We start from the raw sequence: 24,703 nt of genomic DNA on the forward strand, positions 1-24,703 counted from the left end.
GATATACTGTAATTTAACGCAATTAAAAAAGCAAGACGAGAGGTCTTGCTTCGAGGTGCGAGCGTCCGGGCATGGCGATTAATCCTTGTGAAACAGGGGCTAGTTGTCAACGTCCGGGGGTGGCGGCAAATCCCGCCAGTGGGTGACGAAGACGACTCGGCCGTTGGGGACAATCCAGTCCTCGCCGTCGAACCTTGCAAGCCAGCGAGCGGGCTCGTCGCCGGTCGGCCATGATATATCGATGGCGAGCTTGACAGAGTCGTCGGCGGGGACCTCGACAGCGGCGACCATCCAGCCCTTTAGGTCGGCGCAGGCCGAGCAGAGATCCTCCTCGACCCAGTGGCAGGGCTCGCTGGTGCGGGCTACGCAACCGGAGCAATCGTTGTCCGTGCAGCCACACTCCCGGCAGCGGCGCTCGTCGGGGTCGGGGTCGCCCTCGCCAGCTTTTACGCGCTGCGTGCGGTCGATGTCGGCGGCGAGGAGCGCCCCGGCCTTTTCGCGGAGGCGGTCGTCGTCGGGGGATGGGAAGCTGTCGGCGTCCCAAGGCCAAACACCATCTGCTAAGATCAATATCTTTCGGCGAATCCTCAAGGGGGTGCGTTTGTGGACGTAGGCCAGCGCGTACACGGCAGCAGCGCGGACCAGTTCGTCCTTGTCGTGGGTGTCGTCGTGCTCGGGAGTCCAGCCTTCTTCGGAGATCTGGCGTGCCCGCTCGGCGGCGATGAGTTCGATTCCTGTTTTCATGATGGTGTAGGGGTGGGGTTAATATCGGTGGGGAGCCGGTCGGCGGGTAGCCAGACCAGGAGGCCCACGTGTTTTGCGCGGCCAATCCCTCCCAGGTTCATGACCTTTGCCTGGTCGGTTGCTATTGTGAGTTCGCCCATGCCTTTTTTAACCTTTGCGGAAATGAGCGACTGGCTGACGATTTGGCACTCGACGTTCTCGTCGCCGACATGCTGGATGAGGTCGGATAGTTTCATGATAGTCGGGTTTTGAAGCCGTGCTTCTCGCTGGTTTGGTTGAATTTGTTGCGGACGCATTCGCCCAGGTCGAGGCCGAGAGAGTCGGCCACGCGCTCGGCGCAGATGACAACGTCGGCCAGCTCCTCGCCGATGGCGCGGAGGGCCTGGACGCCTTCAATCCCGCCCTTCATTCCGCGCTGAGCGCGGAGAAACTTTTTCACGGCGTCGGCGACCTCTCCGGCCTCTCCACACATTTCGATGGTGGAGAACTCCAGCTCGGCCCGGTTTTTGCCGGTCCACTCAAGCCCGCGTTCAAGGTTGGCGGCGGCCAACTGTGAGAATGTCAGTGGTTGTGTACTCATGATTTTAGATTTTTTTTGTGAATGATTATAAGTAATGTTCTTGCTGATGTTCCTGCTTCTTTAAATGAGCCATCGGGAAGCATGGATATTGTAACTTCGTCGTCTCCCATGTCATCCGTCATGGCCGTGAATGACTTGCGCTCAGCATTTCCCGCCATGATGGCGACGAGCCGCCCGCCGGGTCGGACGAACTGGATGGCATGGCGAACATGATCAATGTCTTGGTTTTTCGTGAATGGTGGATTCATCACGACCCGGTCGTAATAGGGTTCAGGCGTAAGGCTCAGGAAGTCTCTTATGACAAAGTTGTCGCAGGCCTGAACCAGATGCTTTGCGCAATCGCGATTGATTTCGACTGCATCTACACTGCGGGCTCCCTGAGCTTTGCACTCTTTTGCCAGTGCTCCAGCCCCGGCACTCGGTTCAAGCACCGTGCAGCCGCTGACGCAGGCCAGTTTCACCACGCGGGCGGCCACTGCGGCAGGCGTGTAGAACGCCTGTAGTTCCTGCTTCTCGCTGGTGATCCTACTCGACGCAAGCGCGAGCTCAAGGCGTTGGCGTGGATCTGACTCGAAGATATGGGCCTTTGCCTTGCGGTTCCACTTCCCGCCCGCCGCCACGAGTACCTTGTTGACCGCTTCATATAGTTTGCGGTCCAACTGTTCAGGCGGAAGCGTCAGGCTATCTGCGGTAATGGTTGAGCGTTCGAGGACGGACCGAACATCGTCTGTGAGAGTGATTGGCATGATCAGAGTGGGTGAAATAAGTATATAGATTTACCCGGCCCGGAGGCCCGCTAGGAGCGGGGCCGGGCAGGCGCTGCGTTGTTTTTCCGGGTAGCCGAGCTATCGGCGAGCCGCTCAAGGTGGGTGGCGATGAAGTTGGACCGGTTGCGGTTTTCCTCCTCGGCGAGTTGGTCGATGCGCTCCACGAGGGACTGAGGGAGACTGATCGAGATTTGGGTTTTTCCGGGAGCCCGGCCCGTGTTGGATACTGTAACCATGATATATTTTTGGGTTGATGTTAGTTTTTGCGGCCTCATTTGAGGCGGGAAAATGCGACCCGCGCCTAGTCGTGGGCGTCGGACTTTAGATAGACCTGCCAGGGCGAGCCGTCCGGAGCGGGGACCAGGGTGTAGGTTCCAAGTGGGGCGATTTTCTTCAGGGCCCCCAGTGAGCCCTTGAGCTGGCCTTTGTTTTCGGTCAGGGCAAAGTCATCCCCGGCCCGCAGGGCGATGACGACGTGGGCGGTGCTGAAAGCGGCTTCGACTTTCTTTGTCTTCAGGATCTCGGGTGCCAACTCGACCAGACGGGCCACACCTCGCGGGGTGAGCACAAGGTTGGTTTTGGTGAGGGATGCCTCGTAGTCGGCGCAACGGGTGCGGGGCTCGATCGGTGAAAAGTCGTCGATCTCGGCCAATTCATCGGCTGTATCCAGGCGGGCGAGGTAGGCGCGGATCTTGTCGCGCTCAGGGTGGGCGGCATTGGTGCCGGCAGCGTGCAGGGTGGCGGCCAGCTCGCCGGCGGGCACCTTGTACTTAGGGGCTGCGGAGGATGGCGTCCGGCAGGTGCCATCAGCCAAGGCCTCAAGGGCCTGGCGTAAGTTTTCGGGCATTTCACTCATTGTTGGTTTTGGGTTGGTAGTTAAGGTTCAATGGGCTCGCCGTGGGGTGGCGGCGGGCCGGTTGAGCCTTAGAGGTTGTCGGAGAGGAGGATGCCGTGGAGGGTCTTCAGCTCGCCCTCGATGGCTCGGGTGTACTGGACGGCGTCGTAGAACTTCGTAAACTCGGCGGCCTGGATGCCGTGGAAGGTGAAGGGCGGCTGTTCCATTTTCCGGAGTGCTTTCTCGAAGGCCTTCTGGACGGCCTCGGGGGTCGGGTTCTCCATTTCGATGATCTGGAGGCTGCTAGAGGGTCCGGATACCGGTGTGCGCAGAGCAAGGCCAACGGCGTAATGGGAGCGTCCGTTTTTCCGGTAGCTGATGAGGTTGATATCCAGTCGGTGGGCGGACTCCTCGCCGGGTAGGTCAGCGGCAGAGATATAGCCGGTTTCAGCTCGTCGGATGCTCTGGTACTGATCCCAGGGGAGCGGCTCGCCATCGAACTCACGCACGGGGGTGCGCGGGGTGAAGTGGCGGGTAAGGTTGGCGATTTCGGCCTTCAGCTTTTCGGCGTGGGAGGCGGAAACCGGGTCGTTTTCGGATTCGTGATTCATGGTTGGATCTTTCGTTTGGGTGGTCGTGGTGGTGGAGAGGTGTTCAGGCGCGAGCCATTTCCCGGCGGGTGTGGTCGAAGCCGGTGAACCAGTCGCGTCTCTGAAGCGGGAGGACGTAAGGGTTTGCGGCCCGGGGGAGGCCGAGGCGGGCAGCCTGCGCGCCATCGAGGAGGGGCTGCGGGTGGACGCGACGCTCGTAAGGCGAAGCCTCCTCGCGGCGGGTCTTCGTCGTCTCGATGCGCTGAGCGACGGGAACAGGGAGGGTGCGGACACGGGTGTGAACCGTCTGCACGGTGAGGATGCGCTCAGTGCTCATTCTTTGGCGGGATTGGGGGTATTGATCGTGTCCAGGATAAAGCTGCCGTTCCCGGTTTGGAGGGCGCGGGCAAGCGTTACCAGGGCTCGGGTGTTCTCGTGGTCGAGCCCGAGCCCACCGTCGAGGATGAGGGCCTTGAAGTTTGATAAGGCACGCTGGCCGCGCTCGGATCTCCGGAGTTGGGAGACGGCGGCGGTGATGTCGGGTCGGGTGAGCGAGCGTCGGCACTCAGCCTTTTGCCCTTCGGCGCGTTCGTCCTTGTGGCACCGATGCACCTCTGCGCAGAGAAAACCGTAGGCGAAGCGGTAAAACTGATAGGAGCTGATGCCCTTGCGGTGCGGGTTGTTGACTGGCCACGCAACATTGTATCCGGCGACGGCTTTACGATCAATGTCGGCCAGTTGCGGGAAGTTCTGCCCGAGGGTGGTTAGATCCTCCGGCGCGGGCGCCGGGGATGGTGAGGGAGTGTTTTCGTCAATCATGATTTGGCAGGGATACAGGCGGGGATGAGGGTGAGTCAACTTAAAATTATACGATGTTTGTATAAATTTAAGTTGACGGGACATTAAAAAGCGGGTTGTGGTGGGGGCATGAACACTTTTCACGTCAAGAAGCTGGGTAAGGGGTTTCGGCGGCAGGCCGATGTCTCTGTGCGGCTCGCACGGACCCCAGACGAGCGGGCAGCAGCCCTGTACTGGCGCGAGCAGATCACGCGGCTGACCGAGCGTGACCCCGCCATCGTGGCCGAGGAGCTGCGGGAGACGCGGGAACATCTGCGGGCGGCTGAGCCGGCGGGCACCTTTAAGCCCGGAGGCGAGGCGCAATGATCGCCCTGGGGTGGATCGCGCAGGCGGTGTGCGTGGCGGCCGTCCTGGCGGCAGCGGCGAACGGGGCGTTCTTTTTGCTGGAACCGGTCGTGCGCGTGCTGGCGCTGAGGCGTCGGCGTAGCCGTGCCCGACTGGAGGCGCTGCGGGCCTCGGGCAACTTAATCCATTTCAAGGGGACTGGCTGGACGATGGGTCCTGGCGGCGGTCAAGAGAGAGTGGCGATGCCGAGCGATGTGCAGCCGGTTACCTCGCCTTTCGAGCACTGTGGCGCAGAGGTCAGCGCGTCGGACTCATTATCCGAAGGGCGTCGGTTCGAATCCGACCAGTGCCTCCACTTTTTGGCAGGCGAAACCAAGCAAACCCGGCGGGCTGAGCGCACAAGCGAGCTCTAACCCGCCGGGCCAACTTTAACCACGAACGACAGGACGCACCATGAATACCGCAGAGCCGAGCCCCGAGCGGGCGCGTTTTTACCAGCAAGTGAGTCAGCGCCGGTGGCAACTGGCCGATGAGGCCGCGCAGGAGGGCAACCTCCCGGCGATGATCCGGCACCGAGCAGTGGCGATGAAGGCTGACCAGCGGTGCGAAGCCCTGAGAGCAAACGAGCGGGAGGCAGTCGCCCTGTAGTCATGGCTAAACGATCTCCAGGAAGGCTGACGCAGCGGTGGATCCCGGCGAGGGACGTCGCCGAGCGGTTCGGGGTGAGCCAGCGGACCGTTTCGCGGTGGACCCGCGAGCAAGGACGCTTTGGCGAGTACCTGCTCCTCGAAGGCGGGGAGCTGAGGCTGCACAAGGGGCGCGTCGAAGCCTGGGAGGCCCGGCACACCGTGTCACCCGTCAACACACCGGCGTCCGTGGGGGCGTGATTTTTTTTGCGATGAACCCCCCACCCCATCGACCGCCCACGCAGCCGGACCTGTTATCCCTTGAGCAGGGGGGCGAGTCTTTTTTTGCGCGAAAAGAGCCCGGTAACTACACAGCCGAGCGGCTGGAACGGCAGGAGCCGAGGACATTCGAGCAGATTATCACCATGCTCGCCGAGGGCAGGAGCTTCACGGCGATCCGGCGGGCGACTGGGAGCCACTTTTACACCATCAAGGCGGTCCATAAAGCAGCCGCCGAGCGGGGTCTCATCGAACCGGAAAAAGAAAGACTGGCTGGACTGGCACAGCTCGGGGCACGGCTCGGCGCCGAGGCTGTGATCGAGGCCGCGCAGGAGGGACGGCTCGCCGTCGAGAACTGGAGCGATGCTCAGCGGGCCGCGACCGTGACCGGGATCCTGACCGAGAAGTCGGAACTGCTCTCAGGCGGTGCCACTCAGCGCGTCGAGCATGCCGGTGAGGTGTCCGTCGTCGATGTGCGCAAGGCACTGGAGCAGGACGGATACCTCGGGGCCGGGCCCGTCATCGACGCCGAGACCCTTGACTCGCCACCCCCCGAAAAAACGGGTTTGGCGGGCACAGCGCGCGGGACAAAAGAGGGGCTTCCCGGGCCGACAGGCGACTTTGTGGAGCTCCCGGCACAGCCGGACCCCACTCCCACCCCAACCGCTCCCGACCAGGCGCAGGAGGGCTCAGAATGACACACAACTGGTCAGTACGCAGTTGCGAAACACCCCGCAACCCCTGCAAACAAGCCACCTCGCATATCCGTGTGCGCTTTTGTGTGCGCAGAGAGGCATTCCCGGAGGTCCGGAGACGGGTTCGTGATGCCCGTCAACTGCGAGTGGTAACCCAAGGCATGGGGATCCACGAGAAGGCACTGGAGTCCGCCCAGAGGGGGGGGAGGGGGTCTGTAAAAGCGCGGGGGGCCCCACGAGCCCTTATGCATCCCACCCCCGGAAAATTTTTAATCAAAAGGAGGTCTTATGAGCACCGTTAAAGAGGTCGTGCTGGCCGAACGTCTCGGGCTACCGCGGTCACAACTGAAAGCATTGCGGGACAATGAAACGCTGAAATCGCCGGCCCACTGGCACCTAGAGCACAGTCACATCGTCTACACGACGGCAGGAGTTGAAGCCCTGCAAGAGGCCCTGAAGATTGGGGAGCCCTCCCCGGCCCCAACCGCCGAGGATCCGGCAGAGGCAACCGCTTCGCATAACGAACCCGTCAAAGAAGCCCGACGGCAGTGGCTCTCTACTCATGTTTTGATGGCCGAGGAGACACTAACCGAGCTGATCGTGACCAAGGTCTACCCGCGCAACCCGCGATGCCTCCAGGCCCGCCTCGATGGGGATCCCCATCCGCATACCGTGCGCGTGCGCGACAACCGCAATTTTGTACCGGGAATGAAGCTCATGGCCGTCAAGGGGCCGACCAGCGGCGTCTGGAATCACCGGGGCCGCTGCCCCCGCCGGAAAGGACATTGGTAATCATGGTAATACGATCAGACTTTCTCAATCACTACAAAACGCGGATCCTCCGGCGAAAACTCGGGGCTGAGGGGGTGCTTGCCCTTCTAAACCTGTGGGCTCACTGCGAAGCCCGGCAGGCATGGCATTTCAAAAACACCCCGCCGGAGATATTCGCGGCCATCTGCGACTACGCCGAGGATCCCGTTGAGCTTCACGAAACAATGAAAGAGCTCAAGTGGATTGAAGTCATCGACCAAGAGGTCCGCGTTCACCAGTGGGATCAGTACAACCGGCAGCTCATCCAACGCTGGACGAATGGCAACAAGCGCAAAGGCCTCATCGTCACCCCCTATGGGCTTCAGGAAGACCCAAACGCCGACGACGGCGAGGGCGATGAAGACGCGACCGAAGGGCGACCGCCAAGCGACCGACCCACCCCCGCCAAGGGCGACCGCCAAGCGACCGCAGAGCCCCCGCCCGACGATCTCGCGTGTGATGAGGTGAGGTGTGATGAGGTGAGGTGTGATGAGGTGAGTAAGGATAAGCCTATATCCGCGCGTGGTAGCGCGGGGAGACATGCAAAGGGGCAATCCCCTTTTCAGGTACGACTCAAGGCCGTCTTTGGACACCAACCGGCCACATGGCCGGATGCGGTAGACCGCGCCTGGAAAAAACTCGCCAAGAGCAGGCCGGACCATCCCCACGTCGTCACGCAGGAAGAAGTCGAGTTGGTCGAAGCGTGGTATGCAAAAAAAGACACCCCCCCGGTTGGGCAGTTTTACTGGACCCGTTCGTCGCTCTCTACGCTCCTGAACAACTTCGATGAGGACGTGGCAACCATCCGAAAAAACCTCAAAAAAGACACCCCCCTGAGCGCGGCTGAGCCGGGCTTAAATATGCGGGAAGGGTTTGGGCTCTAAGGCTATGGGTAAGTATACCGTAGAGCGATTGAGCCGGGAGAATGCGTCCCTGCGGGAGCGGTTGGAGATTTGTGAGCGGCAGTACCGTGAGGCGAAACAACTCTGCCTGATTCAGTGTGCCCGCGCCCAGGCCGACGCTCGGCGCATCCATGAACTTGAACAACAACTCAAGGAGGTATCATGAAAAATAATCAAAAAAAAGAAGCCCCCCGGCGGCTGGCTAAGCCGAAGCTGAAGGGCTATGTCGTATTCTCTCACGAGGTCGGTAAGCCCCTCGCGCAGGCTGACGCCGATGGGATAACAGTGGGCCGAAAACCCCGGTTCACATTGGGGGGGGGCGAGGCCGCACGCTTCGCGCGCAAAAGTGCGGCCCGGGAGTTCTACTCGGGGACCGTAGAGCTGCATTCGCGGCTCGTCCACGATCTGCCGGACTGGCCCCACACCGATCATGCTGTCGGCGAGCTGGATCCGGAAAGCTTTCAGGTGATTCCGGTGTACGATCCGGAGGAACTGAAAGCCTACGTGGAGGGTGTGGAGTGAACCTACTCCAAGAAATATCCGGAGTTGGAGACGGGCTGAATGTGGCCGGAAAGGCTATGCTCGGCCATGAATGCGGCAGCTTCGCGGTAGTCCGTGAATCTTCGAGCGTAAACGTGGTCCTGGGTTGTCGTTACGGCGGCAACCCAGCGGCTCCCGCCGTAGATGCCGGTATAAGTAGGCACTCGGTCCAGTCGGCACCAACCGACCGGCTTTCCGGCGGAATTGAGGATTTGAATAATAAAGCACACATGAACTTATGTTCACCAATAAAGACCTTTCGTCAAGCACCGGCAGTGGATTCTAGTAGGCCTGCTGGGGAGGTGGCGGCGTGATTGATGCGGCTGAAGTCAACCGCCTGATGGCGGTAAATATGCGGGCGTTTTGTGAGACGTTCTTCCCGCAGGGAATCCTGCGCGGGAAGGAGTGGTGTGTCGGTAACGTACAGGGAGACAGGGGTGACTCGATGAGTATCTGCCTGGAGGGCTCCCGGGCGGGAACCTACATCGACAATAACCCGGCCTCGGACCTCAAGCCGGGGACGCCTATCGACCTGTACATGCAGCACAAGGGCATTGTCGATTTCCGGAAGGCCTTTGTGGACTGCAAAGACTGGCTCGGCCGAATCGGGGTGCTGCGGGAAGATGTTATCCCCCGGCATGTGGCTGGGATCCCCGCGCACCACAAGGTCGCGCGCGAGGCGGTCAAGGTGGCCTGTGACTGGAACCCGCTGCGTGAAGGCTCGGTCGCGTGGAAGTATTTGACCGAGGAACGCTTTATCTCTCCCGATGCGCTGAAGGCGTGGAAGGTTGGCGAGAGCCCGGTCTGGTTTGCCGAGGCGAAGAAGAAGGTGTCGGCCATAGCCTTTCCGGCCTACTCGGCCGACGGCGAGGAACTGCTGATGGCAAAGTATCTCGGGGTTGAGCGGCCGGACGGCAAGAAGCTGGTGCGGTCCAATAAGGCGGCCGAGTATCACCTGCTCGGGATGCACGCCTGCGACCCGGCTAAGAAAACGCTTGTCATCTGCGAGGGAGAAATTGACGCGCTCACCTTCATCACTGAAGGCATCAATGCCGTGTCGGTGCCCTTCGGGGCGAAGGGTGACAATAAGGGTAATGCCTGGGTAGAAAACGACTGGGAATGGCTGGAGCCGTGGCAGGACATCGTGCTGGCCATGGACGGGGATGAAGCCGGGCGGGTGGCCGAGGCCGCCCTGCTCGCTCGAATCGGCAAAGAACGCTGCCGAGCCCTGCGGTGGCCGTCGGGCATCAAGGATGCAAACGACGCGGCCCTGAACACTGAGCCGCTCGGGCCACTGGTGGACGCGGCCGAGGCCTTCGACCCGGAGGATCTGAAGCGAGCCCGTGATTTCGAGAAAGCGATCTATGAGGAATTTTACCCACCCAATGATGAGCTCCCCGGGCTGCCGGTGCCATGGAAGGGAGACCACTTTCCTTTCCGGTTTCGGTGGGGAGAGACGACGCTGTGGACCGGCTACTCGAAGCACGGGAAAACGGTATGCCAGACCTTTTGCGCAGTCCATCAGGCGGCGGCATTTGGGGAACGGGTGGCTATCGCTTCGCTGGAAATGCCGGCGAAGAAGACACTCAAAAATGCCCTGCGCATGGTGATGGGTCGATCAAAGCCAGAGGTGCAGGGCGAGTTCTCCCCTGCCCTGTGGCGCGAGGGAATCTCGTGGCTCAATGATCACTTTTTCATCTATGACCGCGTCGGTGAGGTGAAGGTGGACGATGTGCTGGCGACGTTCGCCTACTGTGTGCGGCGGTACGGGGTGCGGGTATTCATCATCGACTCGCTGATGAAGCTCGACGTGCAGGAGGACGACCACGAGGGACAGAAGCAGGCCATGAATAAAATCACGGCCTTTGCCAAAGACTACGGGGCGCACGTCCACATCGTCGCCCACTGTAAAAAATCGACCGAGAAGCGTCCGGAGGAAAAGCATTGGCCGAGAAAGCACGACGTCAACGGCTCGGTCCACCTGACGAACCTCCCGGACAACATCGTCGCGGTGTGGCGAAACCGCCTGAAGGAAATGGATCTGGCAAGGCTAGAGGCCATGCCCGACCACACGGCGGGGCAGGAGGCCGAGAAGCGCGTCGAAATGGAAAATCTGATGAAGAAGGAAGATGCGATCTTTCTTGTGCTCGGCCAGCGCGACGGGGACGGCGAGGAGCCGGTCTTGCGCCTGTTCTTCGACGTGGGCGCGAGCTGGCAATACGGCGACGAGCCGAACTTCGACCCCCGAAATTTTCTATCAACCGCAAAATAATACCATGAAAAACACTGTAGTTCTCTACCATGACGATCTTGACGGCTTCGCGGGCGCGTTTGCGGCCTGGCTCAAGCTGCGCGACACGGCCGAGTATCGGCCGATTCAGTATCACGAAACTGAACCCGATCTCGACACGCTGCCGACGGGGCCGGAGGCGAGCGTCATCTACATCGACATTTGCCCTTCTCTTCCCTTTTTGGAGCAGCTCGACCAGGTGGTCGGCCAAGTGCTGGTGCTCGATCACCATGTTACCCGCAAAGAGGACATCGAGCGATTCGGGGTCTACGGGGACGACCTGTCAGGATGCGGGGTGGCCTGGAGGCACTTTCATCCGGGCGAGCCGCTGCCGTGGGTTATCGAATGTGCGCAGGCCTACGACCTGTGGCAGTGGACCGAGGAGCAGCGAGCGCTGGCCGAGTACGTGAAGATCTGGGATCGTAAATTCAGCGTCTGGGAGTTCGCGATGGCATCTTCACGCAGTGAGGCTGGCCGGGTCGGCTCATTTTTCCTCGGGCATCTTCGCTGGCTGGCAGGACAACAGGCTGAAAAGGCGGTGCGCGGGCGGCTGAAGCTGACCAAGCCTGAGGCGATTGTGTACGCAGTCGAGTGCTCCTCGGTTGAAATGATCAACGCGGTCGGAGAAGCGATCCTTGAAAAGTATCCCGATGCGGACATTGCGATGATGTATCGCTTCGCGGTGGACGGTGCCGAAAGCTACTCTTTCCGGTCGCGGGTTTCGGATGAGGACGTGGATGTGGGTGAGCTGGCTAAGCAATTTGGCGGCGGCGGGCACAAATGCGCGGCCGGGTGTAGGAATGATAGCTACCAGTTCGGGCCGCTTGGCGACTTCATCGAGCTATCCGATCAGGAGGAGTCCGAAGGTTGATGGAACTGGAGATTCCAGAGCATGCGCGGATCGTGCTTCCGGTGGAGGAGGACTACCCGATCCTGCCGGCACCGACAAAGGAGCAAATCCGAGCGATGATATGCCCGGGTGGGGCCTTCAGTGAGGAAGGCCTTGCCCGGCACAACCGGCTGATGCAGGAGCGTAACGCGGCGGTTGAGCGGGCGATCAGAAACCCCTACCTCTACGGGTGGGAGCCCCCGCTGTGGAAACTGGTGGACGCGCTGGTCGGCTTCATCACCGTCGATCAGTTTCGAGCTGATTTGAGTATCCCGGAGCGGTGGCGCAAGTGCGCGCGGTTGCTGGAGTTTCTGGCGCAGAAGTTCATTTTCATCCTGCTGATGGGCGGCAATCGCTCGGGTAAGACCGAATACATCTGCAAGCGGCAGGTTCGCTGCGGACTCACCTACCCGAAGGCCGACTTGTGGACATTTCACGAAAATATCGACATGAGCGTGGACTGGCACCAGCGCGTCGTGAAGCGGTACTTGCCCCCTGAATGGGGGTCGTCGATGAAGGACACAAAGACGGGAGCCTACATCTCGTACACAGTGAAGAACGGGTTCTCCGATAACCGACTGGTGTACCCGGGAGAAGCGATCCAGACCTTTAAGACCTACGAGCAATTTGAGGCCAAGGAAACCTCGGTCGAAGGGTCGGAGCTGGGCGACCCTCGCAAGCGGCCGTGCATTGGCTACGCCGCCGACGAAAACATGCCGCTGGCCCTGAAGACTACCCTGAAGGGCCGGTTGGCCACGCGCGATGCGGTCGGGATCCAGGCCTACACCCCGATTAAGGGAACGGACGAAGTCGTCGGTCAGACCATTGAAGGGGCGACGGACATCCTGACCATCTACGCCGATGATGTGCCGGCCCCGAAGGAAGGGCCGTTGGTGCAGGCCTCCGGGCAGGAGGGTGAGGCCGTGGTGTACTTCCCTAGCCGCTTCAATGCGTTTGGTAATTATAAAGGCCTGCGCGAGCAGTGGAAGTCGGCGACAGATCGAGAGCAAAAGGTGCGTTACTACGGTTGGCCCTTTCGGCAGAAGATGGCTCGCTTCCCTCGCTACGTTGACAAACCGCTGGAACAGGGCGCTCATTTGTTCGCCCTCGATGGCCTGCCGGTGGAGGGTACGCACTACATGATCGTGGACCCGGCAGGGTCAAAGAACTGGTTTATGGGCTGGGTGCTGGTGGATCCCTGGGACCGTCGCTGGGTCTGGCGTGAGTGGCCGTGTAAGCGGTATCACATCCCCGGTATTGGCTTTCCGGGGCCGTGGGCTGAGCTGGGCAAGGAAAAAGGCCACGACCACGGCGGAGTCCCCGGCGAGGGGGCGAAGGGCTTCGGCTTCGGGCTGCTTGACTACAAGAACGAAATTGCCCGTATCGAAGGTTGGGATGATCTGAAAAGCTCAAAGCGGATCGAGGAGTGGAAGGACACCAACGGAGCTGCCGTCCACATTCGCGGCCGCACGATGGATAGCCGTTTTGCCAATGCCCCGAGCTATACCTCCGGCGAGAATACCACGCTGCTTGAGACGGCCGGGGATGTGAACCTGTTCTTCGAGCCGACGCCGGGGGGCCAGATCGACGAAGGCGTAGACCTGATCAATGATGCGCTCTCATTCGAGGAGGGTTGGCAGAAACCGGAGGACGGGCCGAAGCTTTTTATCTGTGAGGAGTGTGAGAATATCCGCTTCGCCTTGAAGACGTGGACCGGCGAAGGGGGCAACAAAGAGGCCACTAAAGACCCTATCGACATCCTTCGATACATCCTGACGGATCCGGGCATCTGCTACCGCGAGCCTGTTTCGCGGGGTCGATACCGGGGGGGCGGTTACGGCTCTCGTGCAGGAGGGGCTGGTCGCTCGGCCGCTACAACCAAGGCTGAAAAATTAAAAAGGAAAGGTCGCAAGTGAACGAAGTGCGAGAACCCGCTACCCCTTTTATTCGGCGTGGGGAGCTTACGGACTGGCTCGGCCGGATGGGCATATCCCGGCAGGCCGTGCGGGAGCTGATCGAGGCCGATGTGATCAAGGGCGAACATTTTAAACCGGGAGGTCGGGCTTTCTACCGAGTCTCGGCCATCAAGGAACAACTGAAAATTGGAGACAACAGCAATGGAACTGACTGAATACGATGAGAGCTGGAAGCAGCTCGAACAGGCCGACCTGGACCGGCCTCACCTAGTGGCGATCCGGGATGAGCTGAGCGACAGCATCAGCGCCGGCGAGTGCTGGCACAAGCGTGCGGTTCAGGCTGAGGACACGACCTGGTGTCAATGGGCCGGCCAGAGCGACGACGGCCTCAAGCATCGCCAAAGCGAGGACGACGACGCGCCGTTCCCGTGGGAGGGTGCCAGCGATACCCGGATCCGGCTCGTTGATGAAAAGATCCGTGAGGCCGACCGCATCGAGGACCGGGCTTTCCGGGCTGGCCGGTGGAGGCTCGACGGCATCGAGGGGATGGACGTCAGGCAGGCAAAGGTCGCAACTGTCCTCCTGCGCTGGATGGTGATGAAAAAGATGCGACCGGAGGGAGAGCGCCAGCGGCGTCTGGCCCGCCGGTGGCGTAATATGTACGGCCTGAGCTTCACGCTGGTTGAGTGGGAGCGCGAGCAACAGCTCGAAATGGTGCAGGTGAGTCTCGACGATCTGGCGGGGGCCTTCGGGCTCGACAAGATTATGGGCACGTTTAAGGGGACTCCCGTGGTGATGCTTCCGGGTAAGCTCGATCAAATCGCGTCGGCTTTACCCAAAGGCGATAAAATGAGGCTGGAACTTGAGAATGCCTCCGACGAGTTAAAGAACTTGCTAGACATCGTGATGGACGAAGAGCGGGCCGACGAGTTCCTGTCCGGCCTCAAGCTCCTGTATCCGAAAACCGATACCAAGATTCTGAGAAAGGCGATGGTGGATCTTCGCACGACGGGCGCGACTGAGTTGCCCGCGCCCTACTGGTTCAGGAATCAGCCCCGTCGGCGGGCCCTGAAGCCCTTTACGGATATTTTCTTCCCGGAGAATACGACAGACATCCAGCGCGCGCGCTGGTTTGCAGTGCGCGAGCAGTACACAGCGGCCGACCTTGACGCGCTGGTGGACGCTGAGGGCTGGGATAGTGATTTCGTCGAGGCCGTGAAGGAAAAGGCCGAAGGTAAAACCTCCCTCGACCGCTACCGGCGTGCGCGGCGGGACTCCGCAAGGTGGCGCAATGGGGGCGGCAGTTGGGAGTCTGAGGAGGAGTCCAATAAAGGGCTGCATGAGGTCTTCGTCGTCTACTACCGGGCAACCGACAAGGCCGGAATCCCCGGCATCTTCAAGACCGTGATCTGCCTGCACCTTGAGGAAGGCGACAAACCCGAGGATGGCCTCTACGGATGGCACGGCCTTTCTGGTCACAAGCACGGGAAGTACCCGCTGGTGGCTCACACCTTTACGGTGGAGGAGGATGAGCTTATGTCGAGTGTCGGTATCGCCGGGCTGATCTACACCTACCAGAACGAAATCAAGTCCAGCCGCGATTACGCCATCGACGCAATCGGCATTTCCATTTTGCCGCCGGTCAAACGACACGCGCGCGATATGGACGCGCCTTTGGAACTTGGACCACACGCGGCCGTAGGGGAAAGTGTTCGCGGAACTACGGAGTTTATGACTCCGCCCCGGAGCAACTTCGGAGCTGGTCGGGATCTTCAGCGACAGGTCCGGACGGACGTCGGCCGCTTGCTTGGATCCTTTGATGAGGACGTACCGGCCCCGCTGGTGCAGCTTCACCAGGGCGAGCTTGCCGGCGATTACCTGTCCGAGGAGGAGGAAGTCCTCTCGCAGATCTTCGAGCTGATGCAGCAATATATGCAGCCGGAGACGGTCGGCCGGGTGACTGGCTACAAGATGAAGAACTTCCCTGTTACCCGAGAGGAGATTCAGGGCAAGTTTGACTTCGGGATCGTCTTCGACGCGCGGGAACTCGATTCGGAGTTTCAGAAGCAGAAGTTTGAAATGCTGATAAAGGTCAAGTCGCTCGACCACGGCAACATCATCCCCAACAACAAAATGATCGAGCTGCTCATGAACGGGCTCGATCCCTCGTGGGCCGACTACCTCATCGGGAGTCCGCAGGAGGCCACGCTCGACGAGATCAAGCAGACGCAGGCCGACGTCGCCACGATCATGTCCGGACAGGAACCGCTCAAGGCTGAAGGGGGGCGCAACTTCCAGGTGGCCGCGGGTTACATGAAAAAAATTCAGCAGGCGTCGCCGGTTATCCAGCAAAGGCTCCAGGCGGACCCGGCCGTCGCGATGCTGTGGGAGAATCACCTCAAGCATCTGACCTTTATGGATGAGCAGCGGCGGGTGAATGCGAATACCGGCCGGCTCGGCTCCCCTAACCTGCTCAACGGTTAATCAATCTCAACGAAAGAAAAATGATCATGGAAATATCAATGTTTGGATTACTCTCCCTCGTTGGCTTATCAGGCGGCCTGGCTATCTGGCTTCGACTTGAAATCGTTCGCCGGGCCGCCTATCAAAAGGAGTGGGCTCGGCTTGAGGGTGAGCGACTGGAGATCTGGGGTCAGCTCGATGATGCCAAGAAGGAAATTGACGACCTCCTCAACTACCAAGGGATTTATGACGGGCTGCTCCCGGCTGCGCGGGAGGATGTGAAGCAACTCCTCAAGGGCCTGAGTGAAGAAGATCCGGGCCTGAAAGCCTGCCGGGCATTCCTGCGGTCGCTCGCCGTGGATCTCAGCATCACCGCGCGGGCCTACCAAGGGGTTGATGCCGAGGAGATGGTCCGGAATCAGGTCGCATGGGCAACGGCGCTCGATGCCGAGCGGCTCTTTGTCAAGCTGCTCGCCGAGGCAAAGGCCGAGTTCCTGCGTGCCAAGCGACGGGCCGAAAAGAAGGAAGGGGGTGAGGCCGTTGACGGGAGTTCCTCCTGACACGACTCACCGGGGGCCGCGCATCCGGTAGCTAACACGCGAAATACTAATTTGGAAGCAATTAGTAGAACACCTAAGGGGCGTCTAATGGCGTCCCTTTTTTGTGGCTTCGTGCGAAGTTGTGTGGGCTTGGGTTGGGTCTGCGTGGGCAGGGTTGCCGCGCGCGCGTAGGAGCGGCAAAGGTGGCAACAACTTCGGCCGCAACGACGCCGGTCTGTAAACAAAGCGTCGCCACCCTGAGGAGGATAAACCTTATGTCAAAATATCTGTTCCAGATCTTACGCGGAGTATTGCGCGCGCCGGCCAATGAGGAAGGCGCGGGCGGAGGGGCCGCCGTTCCCCCGTCGCAAGACGAACCGGCCGAGGAGGTATCCGTGACTCCGACCTCAGAGCAGGCAGAGGATATGATTGCCCGCAGACTCGCAGAAAACACCGAACTCTCAGAGGAGGACGAAGGAGCGCCGACCGGCGAAGAAGCGGCCTCCTCCGAGGATCAACCCAAACAGACAGACGCACAAGACGATGCGCTCCCGGTCGCCGAGGAGCAGCGGGAAGCCTTTGAGGCAATGAGCGCGGAGGGCCAGCAGGCTGTCCGCGACATCATGGCCGAGTTGGCAGACCGCGCCGAGGACGACGTGCTGGCGCTGACCGATGCACAGAAAAAGGCACTGGATGAGCTTTCCGACGAGGATCGTGCAGCCGTTGAGGACATGCTCGACCCTTACCTGGGGGCTCGCGAGGAGGCCGAGGAGGGGGAGGACGAAGACCCCGAGAAGTCGGACTTCAAGAACCTCCCGAAGTGGGCGAAGAAAGAAATCTCCGACCACCGCAAGCGCAGCCGCGAGGCACAGTCCAAGGTCGCTGAGGCCGAGGAGCAAGTGGCCACCGCCAACAAATCGCTGAAGGCCGTGCAGGCCGAGCTGGATGAGGTCCGCGCGAAGCGGATCGTGCCGGCACCGACTGCGCAGAATCCGCTCTCGGCCGTCGAGGACATCGACGCTTACGAGGAGGACATCTTTCGCCTTCAGGTATGGCTGGAGCGACACCCCGAGGGCGGCGAGTACACGCACCCCGGAGCCGACCAGCCGACCACCTACACCGATGAGCAGATCCCGGAGCTGAAGGCTTTGGTTCAAAAGGATCTCCTGCGCAACATCCCGCGCCGGCGTGAATACATCGCGGCCGAGCAAAAGTTTGAGGGGCAGACCCGGCAGGCCTTCCCTCAGCTTGATAAGGAGGGGCACTGGCTCGCGAAGGACGTGAATATGCTCTACGGCAAGCTGCCCGAGGTGAAGCGGTACCCCGCCCACCGGGGGGCGCTGGTACGGCAGGCCGTCGGCGGTAAGTTGATCGAGCTTTTCGGGCCGAAGGCGGTCGAGCAGCTCGACAAGTGGATCGAGCAGGCGGCGCAGGGCAAGGCCAACCCGAAGGGGAAAGGCGGCCGTCCGGACCTGAGTGTGTCCACCAAGCCGAAGGTGCGCAAACCGCTCCCCATCGTGCGCGGGTCGAAGCCACGGCCGGCTCCTCGCCGGTCTGTGCAGTCTGCAATGGAAAAGGGAGGATCTTTGGAGGAGGCCGAAGCGTTGCTGGCAGAGCGACTTTAGCGCCACCCCTGACAACTCTTTATGTAATATGCCTAAACTTATACAGCCGAATATCACCGGGGCGCGCAAAGACATTTCCGACGCCCTGTTTTTCGTCGATGCGGAGGAGACTCCGTATCTCTCCCTTGTTCCCAAGGGCGACCAGATCACTAATGGCGATGACGTCTCCTGGCCGGCGGATCTTCCGGGCCACGTCTCCGGTCGCGGTAAAAAGGACGGCTCGCCCGCCAAGCCCATCACCGGGCAGAGCGACGACTATAACCTCGTCAAGACCCGGCCTCACTGGTTTCAGGAGACGGTCGGCGTCGGTAAGAAAGCCGAAAATCTGACCGACCGGGCCGGGGTGGGCCACAAGAAACTCATGGCGCGCGAGGTCATGAAGGCACTCAAGGCCCTCAAGACGACCGCCGACCGCGTGTGCTGCGACGACACGGACAGTCGCGCGGAAGGGGCCGACGGCTCGGAGACGCGCGGCCTTGGCTCGTGGTTCTCGACCGCCGCACAGGCCGACCTGCCTGTGCCTGAGAAATATCGGCCGGAGTCGGACGCCGTTAAAACCACCGCCTGGGGGGACATTGTCGAGGAGACTATTCAGGATCTCGTCGATGCCATCTACCTTTCCACGGGCACCAGTGGGAAGTTCCTCGGCCTCGCCGGCATCAAGATGAAGCGCAAGATCTCCTCGTGGAGTGTCTACTCGCCGGATAAGGCCAGTACGACTCAGCTTCGCCAGGTCAATCAGGGCGTGAAGGATCGCATCCTGACCAGCGTGGTTGATCTGCTCGAATGCGACAGTGGCACGGTCGAGCTCCGCAAGAGCCGTAACCTCGGCTGGGACCGCGACTTCGACAAGGACACGAAGCCCTCGGTCGCGAGCACGCGCCGCCTCTACATCCTCGACACCAAGGCCTGCAAACTTCGCCAGGGCTGGGGACCGGTCCATGAGCCGCTGCCCAATGACGGCGGCGGTAAGGCCGGCATCGTCGAGTGGTGTGTGGCGCACTGTGTCACCCCGAAGACCGGCGGCGTTATCAAGCCCTCCTGATCCTGCGGGCCGATCACCAACCTAACGAATAACGAAAGAGAAACCATGTACGACATGTCTCGCATTATCGCCCGCGCGCTGGCTGAGTCCTCCGTCAAGATCCTCTCGACCTTTATCACGGCCGAAGACCTGACCGAGGAAACCGCCAATACCGCGCAGGTTATCGCGGCCTTTCAGGCCAAACCGGGGGATATGGTCCTCGGCGTCGGCTACTCGCTGGAGACTCCCTTTGCGGATGCCAGCGACGCGGCCTTTAACACGAACACGATCCAGGTCGGCGACGGTGTGGACCCGGATCGCCTGCTCGCCAGCCTTCAGGCTAACGCCAACGGCTCCTTCGTCAAATACGGCTCTAGTGCCGGCGGCGCGATGCCCTTCACCTACACGGCCGAGGATACCATCGACGTGACGGTTGGGGCAATGAGCGGGAAGTCCCTCGTGAACATCGACACGGGTAAGCTCTGGCTGCACCTGTTTTACCACAATCTCAAAGACTTGAGCCAGTAAGGCTCCCGGCGGATACGCCAATCATGATACCGGGCGGCCCTGCCGCACCCCCGTGGCCGGGTCGCCCACCTTATTTTTATGACTCCCATCGTACAGACCGAAACGACGCAGGAACGGCGGCAGCGCCGGATGAATGAGCTTGCTACGCAAACCTCTCAGGGGGATCGCGTGGCTCTGGGTCTTGAGCGCGTTGTGATCTGCGGGGTGGACATCACCGATGAGATACTGGAGATTGCTCGCGAGGAGCAGGCTCAACGCCTCCGAAGGGCAGTCGAAGATCAGCGCCTCCTGGCGCAGCTTGGCGGCACCGTTGTGCGCCACACTCGCAAGTTCAAGATTGGATCTGTCCGGCCGATGCCGGGCGTTTACCAGTATTGGGTCGACCGGGAAAACCGGGAGAATAACCACTGGGGAAAAGAGGAGATCAACCCGTGGGACCATGAGGAATTTCGCCGGGATCTCGCGCGGGACAATCCGGAGATCCGGACGGTCTACGCCAAACCGACCGACCGCGTGAGTATGTCCGGGGTGGCCGATGGCCTCTTTACCGGTGCAGGTTGGTCGAATAAACGCTCTACCCAGACATACGGCTGATGCGGTCCATTGCCTACAGTGATTTGCTCAACCGTGTAGCCGTGAAGGTGGGCATCGCCCCCTCCGAGCTGAATGACGACGACCGGGCCATGCTCGGTCCCATTATTCAGGAGCAATACGAATACTGCTACGGCGAGCATCCTTGGCCTGAGTTGATGGCGATTGAGGAGCGCGCAACGGGCAAGGCCCCGTGGGAGGAGAGCGAGACCTACCCGGCCGGCACGATTATTACCTACGAGGGAAATTTCTACGAAGCGGCCGTCTTGACAACTGGGGCGACCCCCGCCGGCAGCGAAGACTGGACCAAGCTCGAAAACTACTGGCCGAGGATCTCGTGGGAAGCAGAGGGGAAAAACGCTCTTGGCGACCCGCTCGGCGTTTACCTGGTAGATCCTCGCGTCTACGGGAACCCGCGCCGATACGATCCCGATATTTACCCCGAGGGGCTGCGTGTACCGGACAGGGCAGGAGCGACGGTCTTCGTTAGATACCGTCCTGAGCCGCTGAAGTTTAGCGGGCCCGACTACGACAACAGTGCAACCTACGAGGTTGATCAACAGATTTACTTTTCCACTGACTTTTACCGGTGCCTGAGTCCGACGTCGGCCGGGCAGTCTCCCACGACCACCCCGGCGAAGTGGGCGAAGGTAGAAATGCCCCGGGCGTTCGGAAAGGCCATCGCCCTACTCTCCCGTGCCGGCTGGCTCGAAAGTGATGGGCAGGACGGCAACGGCGAGCGTTCGCGGCGACTCGGTGAGGACGCGCTCGATGCCGAGATCCTTAAAGTCGTGAAGCAGATGCGCCAGCGGCCGAGCGTGTCATTCGCAAGCATGCCTCGGCCTCAATCCACTTACTGCGGGAGTGCCCGCTAACCTACGTAGCAATGAGTCAATTCGTCAGCAACCTACCACACAACATGATCTGTCGCTCCTATGAGCAGATCACGGCCGGGAGTACGGCACAGAGCCTGGCCGACGTCGGCGTCGAGATCGACGAACGGATCAACTATGTCCTTTTCACTTTTGAGGGGCCGGGACCGGTGCGCTATCGTGGCGACGGAGGCGTCCCCACGGCCGACGTTGGCGTCCCCTACTACGAAGGCGGGCAGCGCATGGTCAGTGCGGCCGAGGCGCGCGCATCGCAGTTCTACGCAGCTGCTGATACCGTCGTGAATGTCGAGCTGCTCAATACTGGAGGTAGCCGCTAATGCCGGCATCTAAGACAGGCCTTGGCCGCTTCCTCTCGAAGCTGCGCACTCTCAGCCCAAACTGGAGCAGCCCCTCGAAGTTTGTCCGCGAAGACGGGGCACTGATCGAGCTCCCCGGCGGCGGGGATATGCTCGGGGCAAATAACCTTGCCGAGCTTACCGACGCTGCGGCCTCGCGGGCCAACCTGGGCGTCTACAGTAAGGTTGAGGCTGAGGTTCTCGCTGCCAAGCCCTTCGGCTCTGCGTTGTATTTGGATGGATCGACGGGGGTTGTTCAAGCGGCGGTGACGGGTACTGGGGTTGCACTTGCGGGGCACACCCGTACGGTGCTTGCCTGGGTCAAGTGCGTGGACGATGGGTCAACGACGCTTGAGAGCATCATATCCGCTGGCGGGTCAGCATCAGGCGGTTGGCATTTAGGGGTCGAGGGAGCCGACCGGTCAACGCTCGCGTTTGGAACTAAAGAGGATTCGGCGAATTCTAACTACAAGACATGGCGGTGGACTAACGCTCTCACCGCAGACCGTTGGCACTCGATCTGCATGGTCCTCAATTTTGAGACACCGGGAGCTGAGGTTGTTACGGCTTATGTTGACGGGGTCGCCCTCCCCTCCCCATCTGTGAGCATAGAAGGGACAACCTATGGCGATTCGACCGAGCCGTTGCGTTTCGGTGTTCGCGGTCCCTCAACGTCGCCGTGGCAAGGATTTATGACCGCTGCCGCTTTTTACAATTATGGTCTTACTGCCCCGATTGCCGCTGCCCGTTTTGGCAATCAGCCCACGGAGCCGATTGCATCGGCAACTGACCTGCGCGGCTGGCTCGACCTGCTGGATAGCGCTTCGGCATGGCAAGACACGACGCACCCTTATTCGACGTTTACGGGAGATGGTGTGGATGGCTTCGAGGCCACTGTAGCCAGCTCATCCGACCGCCGTGCTTACCTGCTCACAAACACCAAGCTGTCGGCTGGGGACCGCGTGCGCGTAGAATTTGATATTGCTTGCGACATCCCCGGCGCGATTCAGGGCAGCCTGTATAATCCGGTTTCGACGGCTGGCAGTGGCTCCGGTATCGCTTTCATGGATGAAGAATGGGGCGGCATAGCAGAGCCCACGGGCGGCTTAGATCAGGGCTTTGTGGAGTTTACCGGCAACGGTCATGCCACCTATGAAGGCACAATCACAGCGACCATTTCAAATATGGTTGCGTTCCGTTTTGCTACAACTTCGACGGGGCCGCTCACGTTGACCGTGTCCAATTTCTCCATCCGCCGCATTGGTGCCTCGGTATATTCCGCCTCGCAAGCGGGCCGAGCCGGCTACCAGCTCAATGACCTAAGTAGTAATGGATACCATGGTCTGATCTCTGCCACCGGTGGCTTCTGGACTGAGCCGACACTGAGCGACAGCTACCGGGCAACTGGCGTCGATGCTTCCTCGCCGTCAGGCATGTACCTGGGGCGGGCTGGGGATCTGATGCCCGCCAATGCCATCGTCACCTCCGTCGTGGTCGATGGGACCGTCTACGCCATCACCGCCGCACAGGACGTTGCCGAGCGCCGCATTCAGCTTTTACCCAACGGGAGCGATTTGGACGTACGCCGTAGTGACGGCTCCAATACGACGACTCTCGTTTCCGCTGCTGCCGTCTCCGACCTCAGCGACGTGAGCATCATCATCAACTTCCAGACCTTTTAAACCATGACTTTTGAGCGCGCCCAAATCGAGCCCGACGGCACCGCCAAGCTTATTTACAGCGTCGCTGGTGGGGAGACGCCGCGTCCCATGCCTGCCGGTAAGGACGCACCCGCAAACACACTCTCTGCCGACTGGGACCACGATACTCTCACGCTGACCTGCCACCTCGACGACGATTCCACGCACCCGATAACCCTCACCGAGGCCGAAATCTAGGCCGCTAGTCTTTAACACCCAACCACACACCAACATGAAGAAGCTTATTCTTATTCTCGGGCTGGCTGCTGCCGCCCTGTCCTTCGGCGGTTGCGATACCGTAAGGAACGCTGTCTACGATGAAGTCCGAACTCCGACCGGTGAAGTCAAGTCCGGCGATGGCGTTCTCGTTTCCGCGCTTCCGGCCGACGTGCAGGAGGTTGCTATTGCTCAAGGCTATGACATGACGGACGTGATCTTCCTGGATGAAATGGATGCTGCTACAGTGGCAAAGATCCGGGCCGAAAATCCGGCGATCATCACTCCGAAGACGCGCGAATATTACACCGTTGAGTACAAGCTGACGCCTGCCGCCGAAGCGGCGCGGCAAGCCACTGGCGCAATCCCTATTCCTGGGGCAAACTACATCCCGATTATCCTTGGCACGATTGGGGGTGTCGTGGCGACGTGGATGAAAACCAAGAAGACGGTAGCGAAGGCGCAAAAGGAAGTGAGTATCAAGGATAAGGCCATTGATACGTTCGCAGAAGTCGATGATGGCGTTCAGAACTTCATGGATCTCCACGCGGATGAAAACCCGGAGCTTGTTAAGAAGTATTATGCTTGGCGCGGTGAGGCGCTGCGCGTCATCGGCGGTGCCAAAGGCGTGCTGACCGAAGTCGAGGATGCGGTTAATCGTAACGCCACCCCGACGCAGATCACAGCGAAGAACCTTAGCTCCGACTAGCCCTCTCGCCCGCCGGGGAAGGACATGCTCGGGCGGGCTTCACCTTCGCGCACTGAACGCATATGAAACCCACGGCCTTTTCTACGCTCATCCTCACCATCATTATCACCTTTGTCTTAGGGCAGGTGCTCGACTTCCTGAAGGAGAGCCCGGTTCGTTCCGCACAGGTTGAGCAGTTGGCCGAGGATATGGCCGCGATGAAAACCGGCACCGAGGAGGCACTGGAAGAGGTGAAGGCCGACTCCAAAGAGGCTTCGCTCGCGCGGGCTGAAATCAAGGCCTCTATCGTCGGCCTGCAAATGCAGTTTGTCGGGCTCGACCTGTGGTCCCGCTCTCAGCACGACGATTACGCGCGGGAGCGTTCCGACTGGGAGCGTAAGAAGGATCTAAAAGACCTGGAGCAGGACAAGCGCATGGAGCGGATCGAGGGAGGTGGGCCCTAGTGGACCAGCTCGTATCCGAGATAAGCGGGCA

33 protein-coding genes and 1 tRNA gene are annotated in these 24,703 nt (G+C 60.5%); 24 read left to right on the top strand and 10 right to left on the bottom strand.

The features are described 5' to 3' along the window. Window positions 1-99 precede the first annotated feature (99 nt). The 9 genes from K0V07_RS13410 to K0V07_RS13450 all read right to left on the bottom strand — a co-directional run bounded on the left by K0V07_RS13410 (window position 100) and on the right by K0V07_RS13450 (window position 4,335). Window positions 100-744 (bottom strand): hypothetical protein, encoded by a 645-nt coding sequence (locus tag K0V07_RS13410; RefSeq protein ID WP_220621896.1) that lies wholly within the window; start codon window positions 742-744, stop codon window positions 100-102. Continuing rightward, window positions 741-980, bottom strand: a complete 240-nt coding sequence (locus K0V07_RS13415; RefSeq protein ID WP_220621897.1) for a hypothetical protein — start codon at window positions 978-980, stop codon at window positions 741-743. The genes K0V07_RS13410 and K0V07_RS13415 overlap by 4 nt, the downstream gene beginning before the upstream one ends. Further along, the gene (locus K0V07_RS13420; RefSeq protein WP_220621898.1) at window positions 977-1,324 is read right to left on the bottom strand and encodes a MazG nucleotide pyrophosphohydrolase domain-containing protein; all 348 of its coding nucleotides are present in this window, start codon (window positions 1,322-1,324) and stop codon (window positions 977-979) included. The genes K0V07_RS13415 and K0V07_RS13420 overlap by 4 nt, the downstream gene beginning before the upstream one ends. Next, window positions 1,321-2,070, bottom strand: coding sequence for a class I SAM-dependent methyltransferase (locus tag K0V07_RS13425; RefSeq protein WP_220621899.1), 750 nt, complete (start codon window positions 2,068-2,070; stop codon window positions 1,321-1,323). The genes K0V07_RS13420 and K0V07_RS13425 overlap by 4 nt, the downstream gene beginning before the upstream one ends. Window positions 2,071-2,120: 50 nt before the next feature. Beyond that, entirely contained in the window at window positions 2,121-2,327 is a 207-nt protein-coding gene (locus tag K0V07_RS13430; protein ID WP_220621900.1) for a ribbon-helix-helix domain-containing protein, read from the bottom strand. Between the two features lie 65 nt (window positions 2,328-2,392). Continuing rightward, window positions 2,393-2,947 carry a hypothetical protein gene (locus K0V07_RS13435; RefSeq protein ID WP_220621901.1) on the bottom strand — a complete coding sequence of 185 codons (555 nt, stop codon included), beginning with the start codon at window positions 2,945-2,947 and terminating at the stop codon, window positions 2,393-2,395. A 68-nt stretch (window positions 2,948-3,015) separates the two neighbouring features. Further along, window positions 3,016-3,537, bottom strand: coding sequence for a hypothetical protein (locus K0V07_RS13440; RefSeq protein ID WP_220621902.1), 522 nt, complete (start codon window positions 3,535-3,537; stop codon window positions 3,016-3,018). Between the two features lie 43 nt (window positions 3,538-3,580). Further along, window positions 3,581-3,853: a hypothetical protein gene (locus tag K0V07_RS13445; protein WP_220621903.1), complete on the bottom strand. Its 273-nt coding sequence runs from the start codon at window positions 3,851-3,853 to the stop codon at window positions 3,581-3,583. Then, window positions 3,850-4,335 carry a hypothetical protein gene (locus K0V07_RS13450; protein WP_220621904.1) on the bottom strand — a complete coding sequence of 162 codons (486 nt, stop codon included), beginning with the start codon at window positions 4,333-4,335 and terminating at the stop codon, window positions 3,850-3,852. Before K0V07_RS13450 ends, K0V07_RS13445 begins: the two co-directional genes overlap by 4 nt. A 108-nt stretch (window positions 4,336-4,443) precedes the next feature. Here K0V07_RS13450 and K0V07_RS13455 point away from each other — a divergent pair, with 108 nt between their 5' ends. From K0V07_RS13455 to K0V07_RS13490, 8 genes are all read left to right on the top strand, one after another. Then, on the top strand, window positions 4,444-4,680 hold the full coding sequence (locus K0V07_RS13455; RefSeq protein WP_220621905.1) for a hypothetical protein: 237 nt from the start codon (window positions 4,444-4,446) through the stop codon (window positions 4,678-4,680). A gap of 258 nt (window positions 4,681-4,938) precedes the next feature. After that, window positions 4,939-5,014: transfer RNA gene (locus K0V07_RS13460), tRNA-Met, on the top strand. Window positions 5,015-5,112: 98 nt separating this feature from the next. Further along, entirely contained in the window at window positions 5,113-5,307 is a 195-nt protein-coding gene (locus K0V07_RS13465; protein ID WP_220621906.1) for a hypothetical protein, read from the top strand. 2 nt (window positions 5,308-5,309) lie between these two features. Next, window positions 5,310-5,546, top strand: a complete 237-nt coding sequence (locus K0V07_RS13470) for a transposase family protein (protein ID WP_220621907.1) — start codon at window positions 5,310-5,312, stop codon at window positions 5,544-5,546. Between the two features lie 11 nt (window positions 5,547-5,557). After that, window positions 5,558-6,262: a hypothetical protein gene (locus K0V07_RS13475; protein WP_220621908.1), complete on the top strand. Its 705-nt coding sequence runs from the start codon at window positions 5,558-5,560 to the stop codon at window positions 6,260-6,262. A 285-nt stretch (window positions 6,263-6,547) separates the two neighbouring features. Continuing rightward, on the top strand, window positions 6,548-7,051 hold the full coding sequence (locus K0V07_RS13480; protein ID WP_220621909.1) for a hypothetical protein: 504 nt from the start codon (window positions 6,548-6,550) through the stop codon (window positions 7,049-7,051). A 2-nt stretch (window positions 7,052-7,053) separates the two neighbouring features. Then, a complete protein-coding gene (locus K0V07_RS13485) occupies window positions 7,054-7,953 on the top strand; it encodes a hypothetical protein (RefSeq protein WP_220621910.1) in 900 nt (299 codons plus the stop codon). Window positions 7,954-8,133: 180 nt separating this feature from the next. Then, the gene (locus K0V07_RS13490) at window positions 8,134-8,493 is read left to right on the top strand and encodes a hypothetical protein (protein WP_220621911.1); all 360 of its coding nucleotides are present in this window, start codon (window positions 8,134-8,136) and stop codon (window positions 8,491-8,493) included. A 2-nt stretch (window positions 8,494-8,495) separates the two neighbouring features. Here the strand turns inward: K0V07_RS13490 and K0V07_RS13495 are convergent, their stop codons facing one another. Next, window positions 8,496-8,675 (bottom strand): hypothetical protein, encoded by a 180-nt coding sequence (locus K0V07_RS13495; protein WP_220621912.1) that lies wholly within the window; start codon window positions 8,673-8,675, stop codon window positions 8,496-8,498. Window positions 8,676-8,821: 146 nt separating this feature from the next. On the opposite strand from K0V07_RS13495, the gene K0V07_RS13500 reads away from it, so the two are divergent. The 16 genes from K0V07_RS13500 (at window position 8,822) to K0V07_RS13575 (ending at window position 24,672) form a co-directional block, all read left to right on the top strand. Then, a complete protein-coding gene (locus K0V07_RS13500) occupies window positions 8,822-10,783 on the top strand; it encodes a toprim domain-containing protein (RefSeq protein ID WP_220621913.1) in 1,962 nt (653 codons plus the stop codon). Between the two features lie 4 nt (window positions 10,784-10,787). After that, on the top strand, window positions 10,788-11,672 hold the full coding sequence (locus tag K0V07_RS13505) for a DHHA1 domain-containing protein (protein WP_220621914.1): 885 nt from the start codon (window positions 10,788-10,790) through the stop codon (window positions 11,670-11,672). Continuing rightward, window positions 11,672-13,606 (top strand): hypothetical protein, encoded by a 1,935-nt coding sequence (locus tag K0V07_RS13510; protein ID WP_220621915.1) that lies wholly within the window; start codon window positions 11,672-11,674, stop codon window positions 13,604-13,606. The genes K0V07_RS13505 and K0V07_RS13510 overlap by 1 nt, the downstream gene beginning before the upstream one ends. A gap of 65 nt (window positions 13,607-13,671) precedes the next feature. Next, window positions 13,672-13,821 carry a hypothetical protein gene (locus tag K0V07_RS13515; protein WP_220621916.1) on the top strand — a complete coding sequence of 50 codons (150 nt, stop codon included), beginning with the start codon at window positions 13,672-13,674 and terminating at the stop codon, window positions 13,819-13,821. Then, the gene (locus K0V07_RS13520) at window positions 13,808-16,090 is read left to right on the top strand and encodes a hypothetical protein (RefSeq protein ID WP_220621917.1); all 2,283 of its coding nucleotides are present in this window, start codon (window positions 13,808-13,810) and stop codon (window positions 16,088-16,090) included. The genes K0V07_RS13515 and K0V07_RS13520 overlap by 14 nt, the downstream gene beginning before the upstream one ends. A 26-nt stretch (window positions 16,091-16,116) precedes the next feature. Then, window positions 16,117-16,629, top strand: coding sequence for a hypothetical protein (locus K0V07_RS13525; protein ID WP_220621918.1), 513 nt, complete (start codon window positions 16,117-16,119; stop codon window positions 16,627-16,629). Between the two features lie 254 nt (window positions 16,630-16,883). Then, on the top strand, window positions 16,884-18,233 hold the full coding sequence (locus K0V07_RS13530; RefSeq protein ID WP_220621919.1) for a hypothetical protein: 1,350 nt from the start codon (window positions 16,884-16,886) through the stop codon (window positions 18,231-18,233). Between the two features lie 28 nt (window positions 18,234-18,261). After that, entirely contained in the window at window positions 18,262-19,278 is a 1,017-nt protein-coding gene (locus K0V07_RS13535) for a DUF5309 family protein (RefSeq protein WP_220621920.1), read from the top strand. Between the two features lie 45 nt (window positions 19,279-19,323). Beyond that, window positions 19,324-19,785, top strand: coding sequence for a hypothetical protein (locus tag K0V07_RS13540; RefSeq protein ID WP_220621921.1), 462 nt, complete (start codon window positions 19,324-19,326; stop codon window positions 19,783-19,785). Between the two features lie 78 nt (window positions 19,786-19,863). Further along, entirely contained in the window at window positions 19,864-20,379 is a 516-nt protein-coding gene (locus K0V07_RS13545) for a hypothetical protein (RefSeq protein WP_220621922.1), read from the top strand. Beyond that, a complete protein-coding gene (locus K0V07_RS13550; protein ID WP_220621923.1) occupies window positions 20,379-21,251 on the top strand; it encodes a hypothetical protein in 873 nt (290 codons plus the stop codon). The genes K0V07_RS13545 and K0V07_RS13550 overlap by 1 nt, the downstream gene beginning before the upstream one ends. Window positions 21,252-21,295: 44 nt before the next feature. Continuing rightward, complete coding sequence (locus tag K0V07_RS13555) at window positions 21,296-21,586, top strand: hypothetical protein (protein WP_220621924.1); 291 nt, start codon at window positions 21,296-21,298, stop codon at window positions 21,584-21,586. Continuing rightward, on the top strand, window positions 21,586-23,286 hold the full coding sequence (locus K0V07_RS13560; protein ID WP_220621925.1) for a LamG domain-containing protein: 1,701 nt from the start codon (window positions 21,586-21,588) through the stop codon (window positions 23,284-23,286). Before K0V07_RS13555 ends, K0V07_RS13560 begins: the two co-directional genes overlap by 1 nt. A gap of 3 nt (window positions 23,287-23,289) precedes the next feature. Then, on the top strand, window positions 23,290-23,502 hold the full coding sequence (locus K0V07_RS13565) for a hypothetical protein (RefSeq protein ID WP_220621926.1): 213 nt from the start codon (window positions 23,290-23,292) through the stop codon (window positions 23,500-23,502). A 34-nt stretch (window positions 23,503-23,536) separates the two neighbouring features. Beyond that, the gene (locus K0V07_RS13570; RefSeq protein WP_220621927.1) at window positions 23,537-24,229 is read left to right on the top strand and encodes a hypothetical protein; all 693 of its coding nucleotides are present in this window, start codon (window positions 23,537-23,539) and stop codon (window positions 24,227-24,229) included. A 62-nt stretch (window positions 24,230-24,291) separates the two neighbouring features. Beyond that, entirely contained in the window at window positions 24,292-24,672 is a 381-nt protein-coding gene (locus tag K0V07_RS13575; protein ID WP_220621928.1) for a hypothetical protein, read from the top strand. Window positions 24,673-24,703: the final 31 nt, after the last annotated feature.

This window comes from Ruficoccus sp. ZRK36 (assembly GCF_019603315.1).
In the GTDB taxonomy this organism is placed as follows: domain Bacteria; phylum Verrucomicrobiota; class Verrucomicrobiia; order Opitutales; family Cerasicoccaceae; genus Ruficoccus.